Here is an 18,669-nt window from a genome sequence, read left to right as displayed (position 1 = left end):
TTTATTTATGGTAAAATGATTTGATTGTAATTATTGCCTTTTTAAATCTTCTGGAAGTTCATCCGTTACACAGCCGTATGCTGCAGAGGCCACTGTATTGGCATATTTATACAATACACCGGAACTTACTTTTAATGGCGGTTGTTTCCACAGGCTGCGGCGACGGGCAATTTCCTCTTCAGAAACTTTTAATTCTAATTTGTTGTTGACTGCATCAATTTCAATGATATCATCATCTTCAACCAGGGCAATCAAACCACCTTTGTGGGCTTCTGGCGTGATATGTCCCACCACAAAACCGTGGGTACCCCCACTGAAACGACCGTCAGTTATCAGCGCCACGGTTTTACCCAGGCCTGCACCAATAATCGCACCGGTTGGTTTGAGCATTTCCGGCATACCCGGTGCACCAACTGGCCCGCTGTAGCGAATCACGACAACATCGCCCGGATGCACTCTTTTAGAGGCCAGCCCTTCGATCAGATGGGCTTCACCATCAAATACCCTGGCTGTTCCTTCAAATCTTTCTCCTTCCTTTCCGGTAATTTTAGCCACACTGCCATCTTCGGCCAGGTTACCGTACAAAATCTGTAAGTGACCGGTGGCTTTGATTGGATTTTCCAGCGAATGAACAATATCTTGTTTATCAAAATCCAGATCCGGCGCATCTGCCAGGTTCTCGGCAATAGTTTTACCTGTAACAGTTAGACAATCCCCGTGAATTAAGCCTTTTGATAATAAGTACTTCATGACCGCCGGCGTACCGCCATACTTATGCAAGTCTTCCATCAGGTACTTTCCGCTAGGTTTAAAGTCTGCCAGCATCGGAACCTTATCGCTGATCATTTGAAAATCATCTTGCGATAGTGGCACTTTGGCTGTTCTGGCAATGGCAATCATATGCAGGACGGCATTGGTGCTTCCGCCCAGGGCCATAATAACAGTCATGGCATTTTCAAAAGCCTTACGGGTCATGATGTCCGATGGCTTGATATCTCTTTCTAACAGTACTTTAATAGCGGCACCTGCTGCTTTACATTCCTTTTGTTTTTCTTCACTTAAGGCTGGATTGGAGGAAGAGTAAGGTAGACTCATCCCTAATGCCTCAATGGCACTGGCCATGGTATTGGCCGTATACATTCCACCACAGGCACCTGCGCCCGGACAGGCATGTTGCACGATCCCTTTAAAATCAGCTTCATCCAGGTTACCGGCTATTTTCTGCCCCAGGGCCTCAAAGGCAGAGACGATATTTAAATCCTCGCCTTTATAATGCCCCGGTGCAATGGTTCCACCATAGAGCATCAGTGAAGGACGGTTAAGTCTGGCCATGGCCATGATGGAACCCGGCATATTTTTATCACATCCGGGGATGGTAATCAACCCGTCATAATACTGCGCTCCTGCATTGGTCTCAATACTGTCTGCGATAACATCCCGGCTAACCAGACTATAACGCATACCGTCTGTACCATTGGCCATCCCGTCACTGACACCAATTGTATAAAACCTAAGCCCAACAAGCCCTGTTTCATTGACGCTCGCTTTGACCTCAGTGGCCAGGTCATTTAAATGCATATTACAAGGATTGCCATCCCAGCCCATAGCAGCGATCCCTACCTGGGCCTTTTTAAGATCTTCATCCGTCATGCCCAAGGCATAATACATAGCCTGTGCACCTGGCTGGGTTTCATCCTGGGTTAAATTTCTCGAATATTTATTGAGATTTGATTCCATTTTTTTGCTTGTTATTTAATGAACAATTTGAATAGTCTTTTTGCTTTTTATCAACCTAAATATTATATATCAGTTTATCTTTTGTCCTGTTGCTTTTGTTTTTTAAAATAGCCCCCGTTTTATGGGTCCTCTTATTTCGATCATTGCTTCACACGTCTTCTATACACGTCTTCTATACACTTCCGCTATACTTCCGCTATACTCGCTCTACACTTGCTCTTCCTCCACAAATACAATCAAGCAGGTCTAAAACGAAAGCACCACTTCCTGATCTGGGAAGTGGTGCTGATTAAATTATTTTGTGTGTATACTACAAAACAAATCCACTCCCTCGAATTGAAGAAATAATGACCACCAAAGTAATAATGACCACTACAGGGATTATATTTTTTACACTTGTTTTCATTTAATAGAATGCGCTGCATTTTCTCTCAGCGAAAACAAATGTAGAAAAAAATATTAAACAAAGAACAATAGCTGAAAAAAATATTTTGATCAGCCTTATAACCCTTTAAAGAAAAACACTTTAAATAATGGTTGATTTACCCAGTTCTACAGATTTTTTATTGACATCAGCCGGGATTTTTTGCTCAATAAAATCTTTTATCAGATCCCCGATCACACTGGTGCCATAATTATTGACGTTGTCAATATCCTGACTGACAAAACCTTGGGCCAGGGTCCAGGCCACCGCCTTTCTAACGAGCGCCGCTTCTTCATTCATCTGAAAATGCTCCAGCATCATAGCAGCACTTAAAATGGACCCAATCGGATTGGCGATATCTTTACCAGCTGCCTGCGGATAAGAACCGTGAATGGGTTCAAACAATACGGTGCCGGTGCCCACAGAAGAGGAAGGCAATAATCCCAGTGAACCACTCAGCACACTGGACTCATCGCTGATAATATCCCCAAACATATTCTCTGTAAGAACAACATCAAATTGTTTTGGATTGACAATGATCTGCATGGCTGCATTGTCTACAAACATATAATCAACAGCAATATCCGGATAAGATGGTGCGATATCCTGTACAACTTTACGCCACAGACGAGAGGTTTCCAGTACATTGGCCTTGTCAACCAGGGTCAGTTTTTTTCGGCGTTCAGGCCTTGCGGCGTACTGGAAGGCCAGATGGGCGATTCTTTCTATTTCCGGGCGGGTATAGCTACAAAGGTCTGATGCTTCGGTTTTCTCTTCATTAATTTTCTTTTCACCAAAATAAATACCGCCGGTCAACTCTCTGAAAATTACAAAGTCCACGCCTTCCATTTTCTCTGGCTTTAAAGGCGACAAATGACTCAGGGCAGGGTAGGTGATTACCGGGCGAATATTGGCAAATAGCTGCAGGGAACTACGCAGCTTTAACAGCCCTTGTTCAGGACGGACTTTAGCGGAAGGATCGTTATCATATTTAGGATGACCAATGGCCCCAAATAGCACAGCATCTGTTTTGAGTGCCGATTCTATCGTCGCATCAGGCAGGGGATTACCAGTTTCATCGATGGCTACGGCACCCATTAATTGGTAGTCATACGTAAATTCATGGCCGAACTGTTCGCCGACCGCATTTAAAATTTTGATGGATTGCTCTGTAACCTCTGGTCCGATACCATCACCTAAGATGACCGTAATACTCTTTTTCATTACTTTTTTATTTTAAATCTGTTCTATTGTTTCAATCATTTGCTTCTTTCTACGTCAATTTAATCCACTAATACTTGCTGCTCTTTTTAGCTGTCCTATCAGGGATCATTTCTACTACGGCTAGGGTGATGCATTGCAGACTTCCAGCTTCTTTTTAAGTGGTTCATTATTTTGCGCATTATATGTCAGGTAACCGCCCCGGCCATCACCAGTAAGTTCCAGCACTTTAGTAACCACCGCCGGAATTTCGCTGGCGTAATGACTGATATAGATCAGTGTGGCGCCTGTTTGCTCCGAGTAATCTTCCACGAGTTTCACAAAAGCCTCTGTCTGCCACTGATCTAGTCCCTGACAAGGTTCATCCAGTATGAGCAGCGGTGGATTTTTGATAAAAGCACGCAGCAGCAGCATAAGTCTTTGCTGGCCAGTAGATATCTCAGAGAGTTTTTCTCTTTGATTAATTGAAGGCCAAGGGTATCTAACCACTTGTTAATCTGGACGTATTGCTCATCGCTTAGTTTGCGGTAGAGTCCCATGGTATCAAAATAACCGCTGGCAACTACCGAAAAACAGGTGATGTTTTTATCAAAATAAGCATGCAGCTCAGGGGATACAAATCCCATCTGCTTTTTAATATCCCAAATACTTTCCCCGGTGCCTCTTTTTTTACCAAATAAGTAGATCTCACTGGCATAGGCCCTGGGGTTATCGCCATAGATCAAACTAAGCAAAGTAGATTTGCCCGCACCATTCGGTCCTTTGAGGAGCCAACGCTCCCCAGCTTTTACCGTCCAGTTCAGCTGATCAAAGATCAATTTATCTGCATAACTGATATGCAGGTTAACCATTTTTATAATACTGTCAGCCTGACTTTTTATTCGCTTAAGATTTAATCCGGTAAGGTCATAGCGCTCAGCTGTAGGATGAAAACTCGCCTGATAAGTGGCTAACGGACCAAAATAAGTTGATTTACCCGCCTGCAATTCCAGTACGTGGGTGGCCACCTCTGGAAAATGACTTCTTGCCCCTGTCAGCGTAATGAGTTGAATACCTTTTTGGGTCAACTGCACCAGCAGTTGATTTAAAGCTGCTCTTGCCGCTACGTCAAGGCCCACAAAAGGTTCATCCAAAATAACAATAGGCGCCGGGTTTAATAGCATTTTAACCAGCTGAAACCGTTTGTGTTCTCCACTGGAGAGTGTCAGCAAGGTTTTATCTGCCAGATAGCCAATATTAAAAGCGGCCAGATGCTGCTCAATAAGCGCTTTAGGATCCTGACGCGCTCCAGGACGAATAACTTGCAGCAACTCTTCCATTACGCTATAGGCGTCCTCATTATCCAGGCTGTTATAGCGTTGTTGGTAATAGCCGTCCACCGTATTGCTGCGGTTTTTGATGGTATAACGCTGGTCCACCATCTGGACATTTTTACCAGTTGTTTGCGGCACGGCCCCTTGCAGGGATGGTAGAATTACCGGCTGGATATCCACTCGTCCGGTGATAAACAGTTTGCCGGCAAGGGCCATCCCCAGACTGGTCTTGCCAGATCCAGAAGGTCCGGTAATCACCAGATGGGCGCCCTTGGGCAATTCAAAACTGAGCTCATTTATACAAAATCCACCCGGTCTTGACAGCTTTACATTTTCTAATATGATTGTTGATGTATTCACGATAATTGCTGCATTACTGTTTATTTGTACGCATTATGCTATCCCAGCTGCTGTTCATAGGCGGTGATTTCGCCCCGCATATTGAGCAGGTAATCAATATCATCAAAACCGTTTAGTAAACAGTCTTTTTTATAATGATTAATTTCAAAGCTTTCTTTTTCGCCGGTCGCTAAAATGGTAATGGTCTGATCAGCCACGCTAACTGCGATTTCTGTTTTGGGGTCTTTTTCCACTGCCGTAAAGATCTGCTGCAAAAAACCTTCAGATACCGTAACCGGCACCAAAAAGTTATTGAGGGCATTGTTTTTAAAAATATCTGCAAAAAAGCTGCTGACCACCACATCAAAACCGTAGTCTTTAATCGCCCAGGCCGCATGTTCTCTGGAAGAACCGCAGCCAAAATTCTTGGCTGCCACAAGGATTTTTCCAGCATAAATCGGGTTATTCAACACAAAATCCTTTTTAGGCTCTAAAGGATTATTATTTTCAAAACGCCAGTCCCGAAAGAGATTCTCCCCAAATCCTTCCCGGCTGGTGGCCTTTAAAAAGCGGGCGGGGATGATCTGATCGGTATCAATATTTTCCAGGTTCAAAGGAACCACCGTTGACTTTATAAGATTAATTGCTTTACTCATTACTAATAATTAAATACTTTTTTAAAATTTTGAATGACCATGGTAGGTTAACCAGTGTTGGGTTGCCTTACACCAGTTCCCGAACGTCGCATACCTTACCGGTAACGGCGGCAGCTGCCGCCATAAGTGGACTTGCCAGCATGGTGCGGGCATTTGGTCCCTGACGACCTTCAAAATTTCTATTGGAAGTAGAGATACAATATTTGCCGGCCGGAATCTTATCCTCATTCATACCAAGGCAGGCACTACAACCTGGTTGGCGCAGCTGAAAGCCTGCGGCTTCCAAGATTTTATCAATGCCTTCCTCCTTTGCCTGGGCTTCTACCTGTTTGCTGCCAGGAACGACCCAGCAAGTAACGCCTTCGGCCTTTTGCTTGCCTTTGACAAAGGCAGCAACCTGGCGCAGATCTTCAATACGGGAATTGGTACAACTACCGATAAATACATAATCCACCGGATGGCCCATAATATGCTCACCTGCCTTAAGGCCCATATATTGTATGGACTTTTCAAAAGCAGGCTGATCACGCTGACTGATCTCACTGAGTTCAGGCACATGACCGGTAACGCCAATTCCCATACCAGGATTGGTACCATAGGTAATCATTGGTTCGATATCCTCGGCCTTAAAATGATATTCTTTATCAAAAACACTGTCCTGATCGGAATACAGCTGTTGCCATTCGGCCAGCTTTTTATCCCAGTCTGCACCCTGAGGTGCAAACTTGCGCCCTTTTACATAGTCAAAAGTGGTCTGGTCCGGTGCGATCATGCCGCAACGGGCACCCATTTCAATACTCATATTACAGATTGTCATGCGGGCTTCCATCGTGAGTGCACGGATCGCGCTGCCGGCAAATTCAACCGCGTATCCTGTCGCACCGCTGGCAGAGATCTGCGCCAGGATATACAGGACAATATCTTTAGAAGTGACGCCTTTGCCCAGGTCTCCGTCTACGGAGATACGCATCAGTTTAGGTTTGCTTTGCAAAAGACACTGGGTGGCCAGTACCATTTCCACTTCACTGGTGCCAATACCAAAGGCAATGGAGCCAAAAGCGCCATGTGTACTGGTGTGGCTGTCCCCACAGACATAAGTACAACCCGGCTGGGTTACCCCCAGTTCAGGTCCGATCACATGGACAATGCCCTGAAAGGGATGTCCCAGGCCATAGAGTTCAATCCCGAATTTGGCGCAGTTGTCCTTAAGGGTCTGTACCTGAATCCGACTGAGTTCTTCTTTAATGGGTAGTTCCTGATTGAGGGTAGGGACGTTGTGGTCCGCTGTGGCGACAACCTGCTGGGGTCTAAAGACCGGCAGGCCTCTTTTTTCAAGGCCTTTAAAAGCCTGCGGACTGGTAACTTCATGGATAAAATGACGGTCAATGTATAAAACGGAAGGACCATCCTTGATCTGTTTTACAACATGGGTATCCCAGATTTTATCAAATAATGTTTTCTTGCTCATATCACTGAATAAAAAATCTTAAAAATATTGAATAGAATTTGAATCGTTATCTGTGCTTAGGGGCTTATATGCTGCTGGCCAGACTAGCCAGATCCTCGTCTGTGACTTCTTTTTTCTCGTCCGCTACGGCCAGAAATCTTTCATAGAGTACATCTACCTGGTCTCTGGTAAAGTCATGTCCCAGCTTTTTAAACCGAAAAGCCAAGGCGCTCCTGCCGCTTCTGGCTGTCAGCACAATTTTAGAGATATCGGCGCCCACTTCCATGGGATCAATAATCTCATAAGTGGTGGCTTCTTTTAAGAAGCCATCCTGATGAATACCAGAGGAGTGCGCAAAGGCATTGTCACCCACAATGGCTTTATTGGGTTGCACCGGCATACGCATGGTATCGGAGACTTGTTTACTTAAGCCATGAAGACGTGTGCTCTCGATATTGGTATATAGTCCCAGTTCCGGATGTTTTTTGATGGCCATGGCCACTTCTTCCAAAGAAGTATTACCGGCTCTTTCACCGATGCCATTAATCGTACATTCTATCTGGCGCGCGCCGGCAATGACGCCTGCCAGGGAATTGGCCGTCGCCAGCCCCAGGTCATTGTGGCAATGGCAGGAAATAGTGGCCTTTTCAATGCCTTTGACATTACTAACCAAATAGGCAATTTTCTCTGCATACTGATGCGGTAAACAAAAACCGGTTGTATCCGGAATATTGACAACTGTGGCGCCGGCGGCGATCACCGCTTCAATTAACTGCGCCAAAAACACGATATCCGCTCTACCGGCATCCTCTGCAAAAAATTCCACATCAGGAACCAGATTGCGGGCCAGTTTAACGGCAGCTGTAGCGCGTTCAATAATTTTCTCACGGGTAGTGTTGAATTTATACTTAATATGATTGTCAGAAGAGCCAATCCCTGTATGGATACGGGGACGGTTGGCAAACTTCAGCGCGTCAGCAGCGACTTCTATATCTTTTTGTACGGCTCTTGTAAGTCCACAAACGGTCACATCTTTAACGGCCTTTGCGATCTGCTCCACAGAGTGAAAATCACCCGGGCTGGAGATCGGAAAACCCGCCTCAATAATATCCACGCCCAGTAGTTCAAGTTCAAGCGCCAGTTTAACCTTCTCAGTAGTATTGAGTTTGCAACCAGGTACTTGTTCTCCATCTCTGAGGGTGGTGTCGAAAATATCAATTTTGTGTTCAGACATAATCTTAGCGTTATTTAAATTAATTTGTTTGTATTGTGGTAATCATATACATTAAACAAACAAATGTAAGTTTTTGTGATCGTTTTTCTTTATTTTTCAAATGTATTTAGGCCTTCTTTGACAATCAAATCAAATTATCACAGAATCTACGGTGAAAAACGTAGCTTTGTAAGGCTTAAACCCACGTGTGTCAAGGGTTTGATAAATTGATAATTACTATGCCCAATCGAAGAAATGACGAGCTTTTCCAACTGGTTAAATCATTGGAAAAGAGTGAAAAACGCCATTTTAAGCTTTTTATCAAGCGAAACTCCGGTGCGGAAGACCTGAAAATCGTCCAGCTGTTTGATGCCTTTGATAAAATGGAGGAATACGATGAGGTGGCGCTGCTCAAAAAAACAAATCCATTAAGAAGCAGCAGCTATCCAATATGAAGGCGCACCTGTCCAGGCAGATCCTGACCTCGCTTAGACTACTTAAAGACGACTCCAACCTGGAAATGTGGCTCAATGAGCAAATGGCCCATGCCCGTATTCTATACAGTAAAGGGCTTTATATCCAGAGCCTTAAAACCCTGGAGAAAATAAAGCAACAGGCAGCCATGTACCACCAGCATGTTTCGCTGTTGCTGGCACTGGAACTCTCTAAAAAAATAGAGCTCCTGCATGTTACCCGGTCCATGCAGGACCGGGCAGAGCAGCTCTCAGAGGCTGTAAATCAGGTTACTGGAAAAATAACAGCGCAAAACCAGCTCTCCAATCTGGCCCTACAGATGTATGGCTGGTATATCAAGATGGGGCATGCCAGAGACCAAAAAGATGTCCTGGCGGTACAGCTGTTTTTTAAGACTAATTTACCGGAAACGCAGGTAACGCAGCTATCTTTTTATGCCAAAATGTATTACTATCAGGCACATAGCTGGTACCATTTTATCCTGCAGGACCTCAGGCTGTTTTACCGTTATACCCAAAAATGGTTTGACCTTTTTATAAGGGAGCCAGATATGCAACAGATCGAACCCGTTTTGTTTGTTAAAGCCATGCACAATCTGCTGAGTGCTCATTTTGACACCAATAACCACGATAAATTTGTAGAAGTGCTCAGCGTATTTGAGCATTTTAGTCAGTCTCCTATTGCCCAAAGCAGTGTGAATATCAAAATACAGGTCTTTATGTACCTGTATACCGCTGAGATCAACCGGCATTTTTTGGAAGGTACTTTTACAAAGGGAATTGAACTGATTGGCGTAATCGAAGATAAACTGGCGCAGTACAAAGCGCACCTGGATACCCACCGTGTGCTGGTGTTCTACTATAAAATGGCCTGCCTTTATTTTGGCAGTGGTGACAACGGTAGCTGCATTGATTACTTAAATAAAATCATCCATCAGAAATCAGATCTCAGAACGGATTTGCAATGTTATGCCCGGTTGCTGCACCTGATTGCGCATTACGAACTGGGCAATATGGACCTTTTGGAATACCTACTAAAATCGGTCTATCGTTACATGGCCAATATGAAGAATCTGAATTTGGTGGAAGAGCAAGTATTTGCCTTCCTTAGAAGATCCTTTAAACTGGCACCGGGCCGCATGATTGCAGCCTTCAAAAGCTTAAAGCAACAACTGGATAAACTGGAGAAGAACTCGCTGGAAACGAGGTCTTTTATGTATCTGGACATCCAGGCCTGGCTGGACAGTAAAATCCGCGGTGTACCTGTACAAAAAGTACTCAGAGAGCGCTATTTGTCCCATCAGCGGACCAAAAAGTCCAAATTAAAACCGATTGGTGGCAGCAGTAGTAGTAGTGGAAGTAATAGTAACACCAAAACGCTCCACAAACTCCCTAAAAAGGGCGGTTAAAGCCTGATACAATGTATGTTGTGACCTGGCAATGATTAGCCGTAATGACCTCCAAATTCAGTTAACCAGTGCTATACAACAGTAACTTTACCCCGTGAAAGGGTATAAGCACCAGAACTTTAACAATTTAACTCCGGGAGAATGCTAAAATTCCAGTTTTAGCAGCCATTTTTTATTGGGCCGGGGCAAACTTTAATCTTTTCTGGTGGCAGTGATTCTGGCTTTATTCAAGGTGACTTCCAACAAAAAAGTACAGTAAATCAATACTGTACTTTTTTGTTGGTTGTGCACTTATTGATGGCCTTTAGGCCACTTGGTAAGCTAAATTAAAGATGGGCTTTAATTTTTTGTTCCAAAACGGATTTAGGAACGGCACCGATTTGTTTGTCTACGACTTCGCCGTTTTTAATAAAGAGGATAGCTGGTATGGAAGTAATGCCATATTTAACGCTGACATCCGGATTATTATCTACATTGAGTTTGCCTACTTTTACCTGTCCGTCATACTCTTTAGCCAGTTCTTCAACAACTGGTCCGATGGCCCGGCATGGCCCACACCATTCTGCCCAAAAATCAACAACAGTCAATTTTTCGTTTGCAATCACTTCATTTTGGAAGTTGGCGTCGGTAAATTCTAATGCCATAACTTTTAAATTTAAGTTTTATTAATTACTAGGTTGAAATACAAAGATAACTCCAATTTCTGATTGTAGGCACTTTTGGCATTTTGGGGGACACAATTATAACAATTGAGTGACAGAAAGGCATAAATTTAATAAAAGCAGTACATCCGTGTCACTTTTATACCTAATTTTGCCCTCCAAATAGATAAACTATGACCCAAATAGAATTAATCCGCGCTGGTCACGATTATGCCTTTGATTCCATTGATGAAAGCGGTGTGATCACCAAAATGGACACCAAACCAGAAATGGGCGGTGTTGGTTACGGTGCCAGGCCTATGGGGTTATTACTGAATGCCCTGGCAGGTTGCGCCAGTATTGACATACTCTCCATTCTTAAAAAAGAAAGCAAGAAATTACAGATTATAAGGTGACTGTTAACGGAGAAAGACAATCTGGAAAGGAGCCTTCCCTTTGGACAGAAATCTTTATGACCTTCAGTATTGATGGAGATGTCGACAGGCTAAGCGCTAAAAAGGCCATTGACCTTTCTTTGGATAAGTACTGCTCGGTCGCAGCCACGCTTCGAGCGGCAGGTGCCACCATCAAATATGAACTGATCTTAAACGGTCAGTAATTTTTCTGTACCAGGCACTTGGAGGAGCCTCACAGGAAGTAATCATCTTTATTTATCCTATCATTATAGCATAATTTTAAATTGTACATGTCAAATAGAAAATTACACCCTGAGACCGAGGCGATCCGTCTGCAGACGCCCACAACGGCTCAACACGAACATTCTACCCCCATATATCTTACCAGCAGCTTTGTTTTTGACAAAGCCGATAATATGCGGGCAGCTTTTGCCGGAGAAACCGACGATAATATTTATAGCAGATACAGCAACCCTAACGTAGATGAATTTGCAGCAAAAGTAGCGGCAATGGAAAAATGCGAAGCTGGGTATGCTGTAGCCAGCGGTATGGCAGCAGTATTCAGTTCTTTTATGGCGCTTTTGAAAACAGGAGATCACCTGCTTTGCTGCCGCTCTATCTTTGGTGGTACGGTAACCGTCGTCACTAAATTTCTGGATAAATTTGGTATTGAATATACTTTTGTACCCGCTGATGATATCAGTTGCTGGGAAAAAGAAATTAAACCCAATACCAAAATGGTCTATCTGGAAACACCCACCAATCCACAACTCGAACTGGTGGATCTGGAGGCAGTGGGCAAACTGACCAAAAAACACGGTATTATTTTTAATGTAGATAACTGTTTTGCCACACCGGTATTACAGACACCCGTAGATTTTGGTGCAGATATCGTACTTCACTCCGCTACTAAGTGGATGGACGGCCAGGGCAGGGTCCTGGGTGGCGTAGTTGTTGGTAAAAAAGAACTGATCCATGAGATCTATTTATTTTGTCGCAACTCCGGACCGGCGCTTTCTGCCTTTAATGCATGGGTCTTAAGCAAAAGTCTGGAAACGCTGTCTATCCGCATTAACAGGCACTCTGAAAGTGCTTTAAAAGTGGCAGAAAGACTGGAAAAGAATCCCCAGATTGAATGGTTGAAATATCCAATGCTCCCCAGTCACCCGCAATATGAGATCGCCAAAAAGCAAATGAAAGCCGGTGGTGGTATCGTCTGCTTTGAAATCAAAGGTGGGATAGCCGCAGGCGCTAAGTTCATGGACAGCCTGGAGCTGTTATCGCTCACACCTAACCTGGGTGATTCCAGAAGTATTGCCTCCCATCCGGCCAGCACGACACATGGTAAACTCACCGAAGAAGAGAGAGCCAAAGTAGGCATTACCCCGGGGCTGATCCGCATTTCTGTTGGTCTGGAACATCCTGACGATATCCTATACGATATTGAACAGGCGCTGGCTAAAATCTAATATCTATTTGAGCCCAATATGGATGAGTGGTCCAGGGAAAGCACTAAAAAAGCATACCCCAACAAGGTATGCTTTTTTCATGGCAGGTTTTTGTACTAATGCAGGCGATCTACCATCAAAACAGTTGATTCATGACTCGAGCTCGACCCGCATTTTTTTATTTATTACGATCTGGCCTGATAATCACCATTATTTTAGGAGGTACCTTCTTTAGCAATGCACAATCCTCAGGTGATGGCATCTGGGGCCTGGATATCTCTCATCATCAAGGCAGCATCGACTGGAAAACCCTGGCCACAAAGAAACCTGATTTTATCTATTTTAAGGCCACGGAGGGAAGCACACATGGTGATGACAATTATGAAAATAACAGAGTGCAGGCGCGTAAATATGGCATCGTAAGCGGTGCCTATCATTTTTTCTCATTTACCTCCCCTGGTATCCGCCAGGCGCTGCATTTTATTCACACGGCCAAACTTAAAAAGGGAGATCTTCCACCTGTATTAGATGTAGAATGGATCAAACCCATGCCTTCGGTTAGCGCTGTTGTAAGAGAGGTCACTACATTTTTGACGACTGTTGAAAAAGAGACAGGTGTACGCCCGGTTATCTATACGGACTGTATGCTTTATAACCAATACCTGAAAGACAGGTTGCCAGGACACTATAAGTTATGGATCGCCAGCTACCAGTCAAAGCCAGACTGTGAATGCATCTTCTGGCAAAAAAGCAATAATTACAAAATCAGTGGGGTAGACGGGTACGTGGATTATAATGTTTTTATGGGCAGCAAAAGTCAATTTCAGGGGATTAGAATGGATTGATTGGAAATATACAAATAGAACCTTTATTTAATTTAGCGCAAAAAAAAATCAGGTAGGGGCATTCATCCTAAGATAAAATTATTGCTTATGCGCTGTCCATTTTGGGGGATCAATGCTACTATGGAAAATCGAAAAGATAATAACCTTATTATTTTCAATAGCATAATGTAAGGTATAGGAAACTTCTTCAGATCAGAAATGCGACTGCCCATTCCATTAATTTCATACCTAATTAAATGTGCAAGTGGATGTAAAATCAATTTTTCAACAACATTTTTTTAATATTCATCAAATATACTGGGCAATCTTTCACTTTTTTCACTATACCGCTTTTTTAAGTCCTCAATTTGTTTAAAAATGCTAGGCTAAGAATTATTTTAAATTTATCCATTCCTACGCATTCCGTTTTCAACAAATTGATCCCAATCATGAACAAAGTAGGAGCGCTTTTAAATGCATTAATTTGTTCTTCAACAATCTTTTTTTGCCAGTCATGAACCGCATCATTTTTTAGTTCATGGCTATTAATATTCCAGTCTTCAATTGGCAAACAATTTTAATCCAAACAAAAATATGCGCCCTTTAAAACGCCATGCATTGAACGATACGATGTTTTGCCCCATCACCCAACTAAAAAACCAGCTATGCCATTTATTTCTAAGGTCATAGCTGGTTATTGTTATTTTTAATGCTGAAGCAATGGCTTATACTTCCTGGCCGATCACTTCACTGGAAAATTCAAAATGGATCTCTGGATTATTGGTAATCTCCGTATTTAGAAACCATTCACTTTGGGCCAGATAGACCGGATTGCCGTCTTTATCCTCGCCCGTATTTTGTTGTTTAAATCGCATAAAATCAGCCAGTATATTTGGATCTGTCGAACTCAGCCAGCAGGCTTTATAAAAGGGGAGTGTTCTGAACTCCACCGCTGCGCCATATTCCTGTAACAAGCGGTACTGAATCACCTCAAACTGCAGATCACCCACGCAACCAATGATCTTTTTCGTACCACCATATTGGGTAAATAGCTGGGCGACTCCCTCATCAGTTAATTGGGCAATTCCTTTTTCCATTTGCTTGGTCTTCATTGGATCCTTATTGACCAGTTCCTTAAAGATCTCTGGAGAGAAAGAGGGGATACCCGTAAAATAGAATTTTTCTCCTTCGGTCAGTGTATCACCAATCTTAAAATTACCCGTATCAAATAAACCGACTACATCACCTGGAAAAGCGTCCTCAATGATATCTTTGCTGCGCGCCATAAAGCTATAAGGGTTACTGAATCGTATATCTTTATTAAGACGGACGTGTTTATAATACTTATTACGCTCAAAGCGGCCGCTGCATACCCTTAAAAAGGCAATCCTGTCCCGATGTTTGGGATCCAGGTTGGCATGAATTTTAAAAACAAAACCACTGAACTTGTCTTCACCAGCACTCACTTCCCTGAGTGTCGTATTTCTGTCCCGTGGCACTGGCGCTATATCAATAAAAGTGTCCAGCATTTCTTTCACACCAAAGTTATTAACGGCGCTTCCAAAGAAAACAGGAGCCACTTCTCCTGCCAGATAGGCCTCGGTATCCAACTGGCCATATACGCCATCAATTAATTCAACATCTTCGCGAAGGGTATCTGCATCTGCCTGACCCAGCTTCTTATCCAAAATGGGATCAGCCAGATCTTCAATGACTACGCTCTCACTATCGGCCTTCATCCCTGAGGTGAAGAGCACAAGGTTCTTTTCTCTTAGGTTATATACTCCTTTAAAATCCTTACCACTGTTAATGGGGAAAGTCATCGGGTGTAAGGTCAGTTTTAGTTCTTTTTCAATTTCTTCCAACAGATCAAACCGGTTCTTACCATCCCGGTCCATCTTATTGATAAATACGATCACTGGTGTATCCCGCATTCGGCAGACTTCAATGAGTCTTCTGGTCTGATCTTCCACACCATTGACACTATCCACCACCAGCACAACACTGTCAACGGCCGTTAGCGTACGATAGGTATCTTCCGCAAAATCTTTGTGACCTGGCGTATCCAGCAGGTTGATTAAAAAATCTTTGTATTCAAAGGTCATCACAGAGGTGGCCACCGAAATTCCACGCTGGCGTTCAATCTCCATAAAGTCAGAAGTCGCGTGTTTTTTAATTTTATTGCTTTTAACGGCGCCGGCAGTCTGAATGGCGCCACCAAATAACAGGAATTTCTCAGTCAGCGTCGTCTTACCTGCATCTGGATGGGAGATGATGGCAAATGTCTTACGCCGGTTAATTTCTTTTTCGTATTTCATCTTTTTAAATAGTGGGCAAAGTTAAGGGTATTTGCTGCTTTTGCAAAGCGGCAAATACCCTTAACCAAGCCTGGATTTTGCGGACCAGATCACTCCATTAATTCACTGATTTCCAGCCACCTAAGTTCTTTTTCTTCTAATAAGGCAATGATTTCGGCGATCCTTTTACTGTGAACACTCAACTGTTCAAAGGCCAGATTGGCATTTCCGAGTGCTTCTTCAAGGCCTGCTTTCTCAGTTTCCAGTTCTGCTATTTCTGCTTCCAGCTGATCAAATTCGCGTTTTTCCTTATAAGACACTTTTTTTGCTACTGACTCTTTCTTACCCTGCATGTCCTGTTCAGGCTGCGCATTATTTTCCGCCGGTTGTTTTTTAACAGCTTTGGTTTCTCCTTGTTGTTTAAGCCGGGTTTCCTCCTGTTTTTGCCAGATTCTGTATTGAGAGTAGTTTCCTGGAAAATCACGAATATTTCCTGCGCCTTCAAACACAAAGAGATGATCCACCAGCCGGTCCATAAAATACCGGTCATGGGAGACAATGAGTATACAACCCTGGTAATCCATCAGAAAATTTTCCAGTACTGCCAGGGTGGGCAGATCCAGATCATTGGTGGGTTCATCCAGAATCAGAAAGTTGGGATTTCTAAAAAGGATCGTTAAAAGCTGTAGTCTTTTTTTCTCTCCACCAGAGAGCGATTCAATAAAAGTGTATTGTTTATCTCCTGGGAATAAAAATAGTTCCAGGAACTGTGCAGCGGAAAGCGCGCCGCCGCCTGCTAAAGGAAAGCTCTCGGCAATGGATTTAACGTATTCAATCACCCGGACATTCTCTTTAATTTCCAGGCCTTGTTGAGAAAAATTACCAAATACCACCGTTTCTCCAATATTGATCTTGCCGCTATCGGCCGTTTCTATTTGCTGGATGATGTTGAGTAGGGTAGACTTGCCGGCACCATTTTTACCCACAATACCAATACGTTCCCCTTTGGTAAAGGTATAATCAAAGCCCTGGATGACCTTTTTATCGCCGTAGCTTTTATATACTTTTTTAAGTTCCACCACCTTGCCTCCAAGGCGGGTCATTTTAGCCTCCAGCTGCATTTGGGTATCCTCAATTTTTTGACTGGCTTTTTCGGCTACTTTATAAAAATTATCTTGCCTGGATTTACTTTTGGTGGTCCTGGCCTTGGGTTGCTTACGCATCCATTCCAATTCTTTTCTATAGGTATTGCGCGCCTTTTCAATACTGGCCTGCTCACTTTCAATACGGGCGGCTTTTGCTTCCATATAATACTGATAGTCACCCCGGTAGACTTGCATATCTGAGCGATCCAGCTCCCAGATCTCATCGCAGACGCTGTCCAGAAAATAGCGGTCATGGGTAACTAGTAGCAGCGTTACTTTTTCCTGATTCAGGTAATGCTCCAACCATTCAATCATTTCTACATCCAGATGATTGGTCGGTTCATCCATCATTAACAGTGTGTGACCCGCCTCAAAACCGATATCAATCAGGGTTCTTGCCAGTGCCACTCTTTTGCGCTGTCCCCCGCTAAGGGTGGAAACTTTCTGATGGTGTTGGGTTATATTTAGTTTGGCAAATATCTGACCGACTTTAGCATCAAAGGACCAACCGCCCACTTCATCCATTAATTCAAATGCACGGGCGAGCTGATCAGCATCCTCAGCCTCCACTGCAGCCTCATAACTGCGAATGGCCTGGATGACAGGATGGGCTTCATGGAGGACATTATCCAGAATAGAGCCGTTTTCATCAAATTCAGGCTGTTGTTCAAATAAAGCTACTTTTACATCCTTGTGTATCCAGAGCTTCCCTGCGTCAGGCGGCTCCTTACCGGCTAGTATTTTAAGTAATGTACTCTTACCCACACCGTTACGGGCAATCAAACCAATTTTATCCCCTTCATTGATATGAAAAGAGATGTTTTTAAATAAGGGGACAATCCCGTAACTCTTTGTTAGCCCTTCGGCCGATAAATAATGCATCCTGCAAAGATAACAAGAGGGCCGGTAAAAAGAATTTAAAAGCGTATATACTAAAAATATAATAATTAATATTAAAATAATTTTACATGTTTACATTTTTAGATCTATGTTTTTATAAACCAAAACACCTTGTCGCAGTTTTCAAGCAGGCCTCACCACTATTTATGATACCACCTTTTGCAGGTTGCATGCTTTGAAAACAAGCTTGGATTATGGCTATTAACAATCCTAAACGAATTTATTGATGAAATAAAGTAATTACTTGAGTTGGCTCGGCAAAAAGCTTATTCTGCTACTAATTTTGCAACGGTTGAAGTTTATTGGCCAACTGGAAAGCGAATTGTGGAAGAGGAGCAGCCGGGTGAAAAGAGGGCCGTTTATGGAGCCGAATTAATTTAATTGCTTTCTTTGGAATTGACCATGCGTCCTGGTCGTGGTTTTTCATAAACCAATATCCGTAATTTCCGGCTTTTTTATTTAACCTTTCCAAATCTCTTGGAGATTCAGCAGACAGTGTCTGCTAAATTGACTTGGACCCATTTTCAATTAATTATTAGCGTATCTGACGAGGCGGCGCGTAATTATTACCTCAAAGCGCTACGTTCATCTACCTCTTTCTATATTATTAGCATCTATACAGGATAGTGTGGTTTATAATTTTATTGCGGATTTCTCCGCCAGGTAGATGGCTAACTATCCACCTTCAGCAATTCGGCATCTTGAAAATCATGCTGAGCGCATAAATTTTAATGCGTCAGCCCTGCTGCTAAATTGCTTGTCAGAA

Annotated in this window: 15 protein-coding genes and 2 pseudogenes; 7 read left to right on the top strand and 10 right to left on the bottom strand. The window is 43.2% G+C overall.

All coding sequences use genetic code 11. The features are described 5' to 3' along the window. Nucleotides 1–30: 30 nt before the first annotated feature. The 7 genes and pseudogenes from ilvD to FSB73_RS17400 form a co-directional block, all read right to left on the bottom strand. Nucleotides 31–1,737 (bottom strand): dihydroxy-acid dehydratase, encoded by a 1,707-nt coding sequence (ilvD, locus tag FSB73_RS17430; protein WP_146785102.1) that lies wholly within the window; start codon nucleotides 1,735–1,737, stop codon nucleotides 31–33. Between the two features lie 526 nt (nucleotides 1,738–2,263). Then, the gene (leuB, locus tag FSB73_RS17425) at nucleotides 2,264–3,385 is read right to left on the bottom strand and encodes a 3-isopropylmalate dehydrogenase (protein WP_146785099.1); all 1,122 of its coding nucleotides are present in this window, start codon (nucleotides 3,383–3,385) and stop codon (nucleotides 2,264–2,266) included. 120 nt (nucleotides 3,386–3,505) lie between these two features. Then, entirely contained in the window at nucleotides 3,506–3,703 is a 198-nt protein-coding gene (locus tag FSB73_RS26900) for a hypothetical protein (protein ID WP_262712367.1), read from the bottom strand. Further along, nucleotides 3,704–5,055 (bottom strand): annotated as a pseudogene (locus FSB73_RS17415) (ATP-binding cassette domain-containing protein); the annotation flags it as partial. Between the two features lie 38 nt (nucleotides 5,056–5,093). Beyond that, nucleotides 5,094–5,690: a 3-isopropylmalate dehydratase small subunit gene (leuD, locus tag FSB73_RS17410; protein WP_146785090.1), complete on the bottom strand. Its 597-nt coding sequence runs from the start codon at nucleotides 5,688–5,690 to the stop codon at nucleotides 5,094–5,096. A 67-nt stretch (nucleotides 5,691–5,757) separates the two neighbouring features. Further along, entirely contained in the window at nucleotides 5,758–7,158 is a 1,401-nt protein-coding gene (gene leuC, locus FSB73_RS17405) for a 3-isopropylmalate dehydratase large subunit (RefSeq protein WP_146785087.1), read from the bottom strand. A 64-nt stretch (nucleotides 7,159–7,222) separates the two neighbouring features. Further along, nucleotides 7,223–8,371, bottom strand: a complete 1,149-nt coding sequence (locus FSB73_RS17400; RefSeq protein WP_146785084.1) for a 2-isopropylmalate synthase — start codon at nucleotides 8,369–8,371, stop codon at nucleotides 7,223–7,225. A gap of 218 nt (nucleotides 8,372–8,589) precedes the next feature. Here FSB73_RS17400 and FSB73_RS23520 point away from each other — a divergent pair, with 218 nt between their 5' ends. After that, complete coding sequence (locus FSB73_RS23520; protein ID WP_192904075.1) at nucleotides 8,590–8,805, top strand: hypothetical protein; 216 nt, start codon at nucleotides 8,590–8,592, stop codon at nucleotides 8,803–8,805. Next, a complete protein-coding gene (locus FSB73_RS17395; RefSeq protein ID WP_192904074.1) occupies nucleotides 8,802–10,232 on the top strand; it encodes a hypothetical protein in 1,431 nt (476 codons plus the stop codon). The genes FSB73_RS23520 and FSB73_RS17395 overlap by 4 nt, the downstream gene beginning before the upstream one ends. Nucleotides 10,233–10,558: 326 nt before the next feature. Here FSB73_RS17395 and trxA read toward each other — a convergent pair whose 3' ends face one another. Further along, nucleotides 10,559–10,876: a thioredoxin gene (gene trxA / locus FSB73_RS17390; protein ID WP_146785081.1), complete on the bottom strand. Its 318-nt coding sequence runs from the start codon at nucleotides 10,874–10,876 to the stop codon at nucleotides 10,559–10,561. Nucleotides 10,877–11,067: 191 nt separating this feature from the next. Between trxA and FSB73_RS25415 the strand changes: the two genes are divergently transcribed. The 4 genes from FSB73_RS25415 (at nucleotide 11,068) to FSB73_RS17375 (ending at nucleotide 13,582) form a co-directional block, all read left to right on the top strand. Then, nucleotides 11,068–11,289: an OsmC family protein gene (locus tag FSB73_RS25415; RefSeq protein ID WP_225974120.1), complete on the top strand. Its 222-nt coding sequence runs from the start codon at nucleotides 11,068–11,070 to the stop codon at nucleotides 11,287–11,289. Then, on the top strand, nucleotides 11,286–11,492 hold the full coding sequence (locus tag FSB73_RS25410; protein ID WP_262712366.1) for an OsmC family protein: 207 nt from the start codon (nucleotides 11,286–11,288) through the stop codon (nucleotides 11,490–11,492). The genes FSB73_RS25415 and FSB73_RS25410 overlap by 4 nt, the downstream gene beginning before the upstream one ends. Before the next feature lie 87 nt (nucleotides 11,493–11,579). Further along, the gene (locus FSB73_RS17380; protein WP_146785078.1) at nucleotides 11,580–12,758 is read left to right on the top strand and encodes a trans-sulfuration enzyme family protein; all 1,179 of its coding nucleotides are present in this window, start codon (nucleotides 11,580–11,582) and stop codon (nucleotides 12,756–12,758) included. A gap of 131 nt (nucleotides 12,759–12,889) precedes the next feature. Next, nucleotides 12,890–13,582 (top strand): glycoside hydrolase family 25 protein, encoded by a 693-nt coding sequence (locus FSB73_RS17375; RefSeq protein WP_146785076.1) that lies wholly within the window; start codon nucleotides 12,890–12,892, stop codon nucleotides 13,580–13,582. 704 nt (nucleotides 13,583–14,286) lie between these two features. Here FSB73_RS17375 and FSB73_RS17370 read toward each other — a convergent pair. Beyond that, the gene (locus FSB73_RS17370; RefSeq protein ID WP_146785073.1) at nucleotides 14,287–15,879 is read right to left on the bottom strand and encodes a peptide chain release factor 3; all 1,593 of its coding nucleotides are present in this window, start codon (nucleotides 15,877–15,879) and stop codon (nucleotides 14,287–14,289) included. An 89-nt stretch (nucleotides 15,880–15,968) separates the two neighbouring features. Beyond that, nucleotides 15,969–17,885 (bottom strand): ABC-F family ATP-binding cassette domain-containing protein, encoded by a 1,917-nt coding sequence (locus FSB73_RS17365; protein ID WP_146785070.1) that lies wholly within the window; start codon nucleotides 17,883–17,885, stop codon nucleotides 15,969–15,971. Nucleotides 17,886–18,152: 267 nt separating this feature from the next. Here FSB73_RS17365 and FSB73_RS27730 point away from each other — a divergent pair. Continuing rightward, a pseudogene (locus FSB73_RS27730) lies at nucleotides 18,153–18,530 on the top strand (DUF1016 N-terminal domain-containing protein). Nucleotides 18,531–18,669: the final 139 nt, after the last annotated feature.

The sequence above is a fragment of the Arachidicoccus ginsenosidivorans genome (assembly GCF_007971385.1).
Taxonomy (GTDB): domain Bacteria; phylum Bacteroidota; class Bacteroidia; order Chitinophagales; family Chitinophagaceae; genus Arachidicoccus; species Arachidicoccus ginsenosidivorans.
The sequence above is the reverse complement of the archived record's forward strand: the minus strand, read 5'-3'. Positions and strand labels throughout refer to the sequence as shown.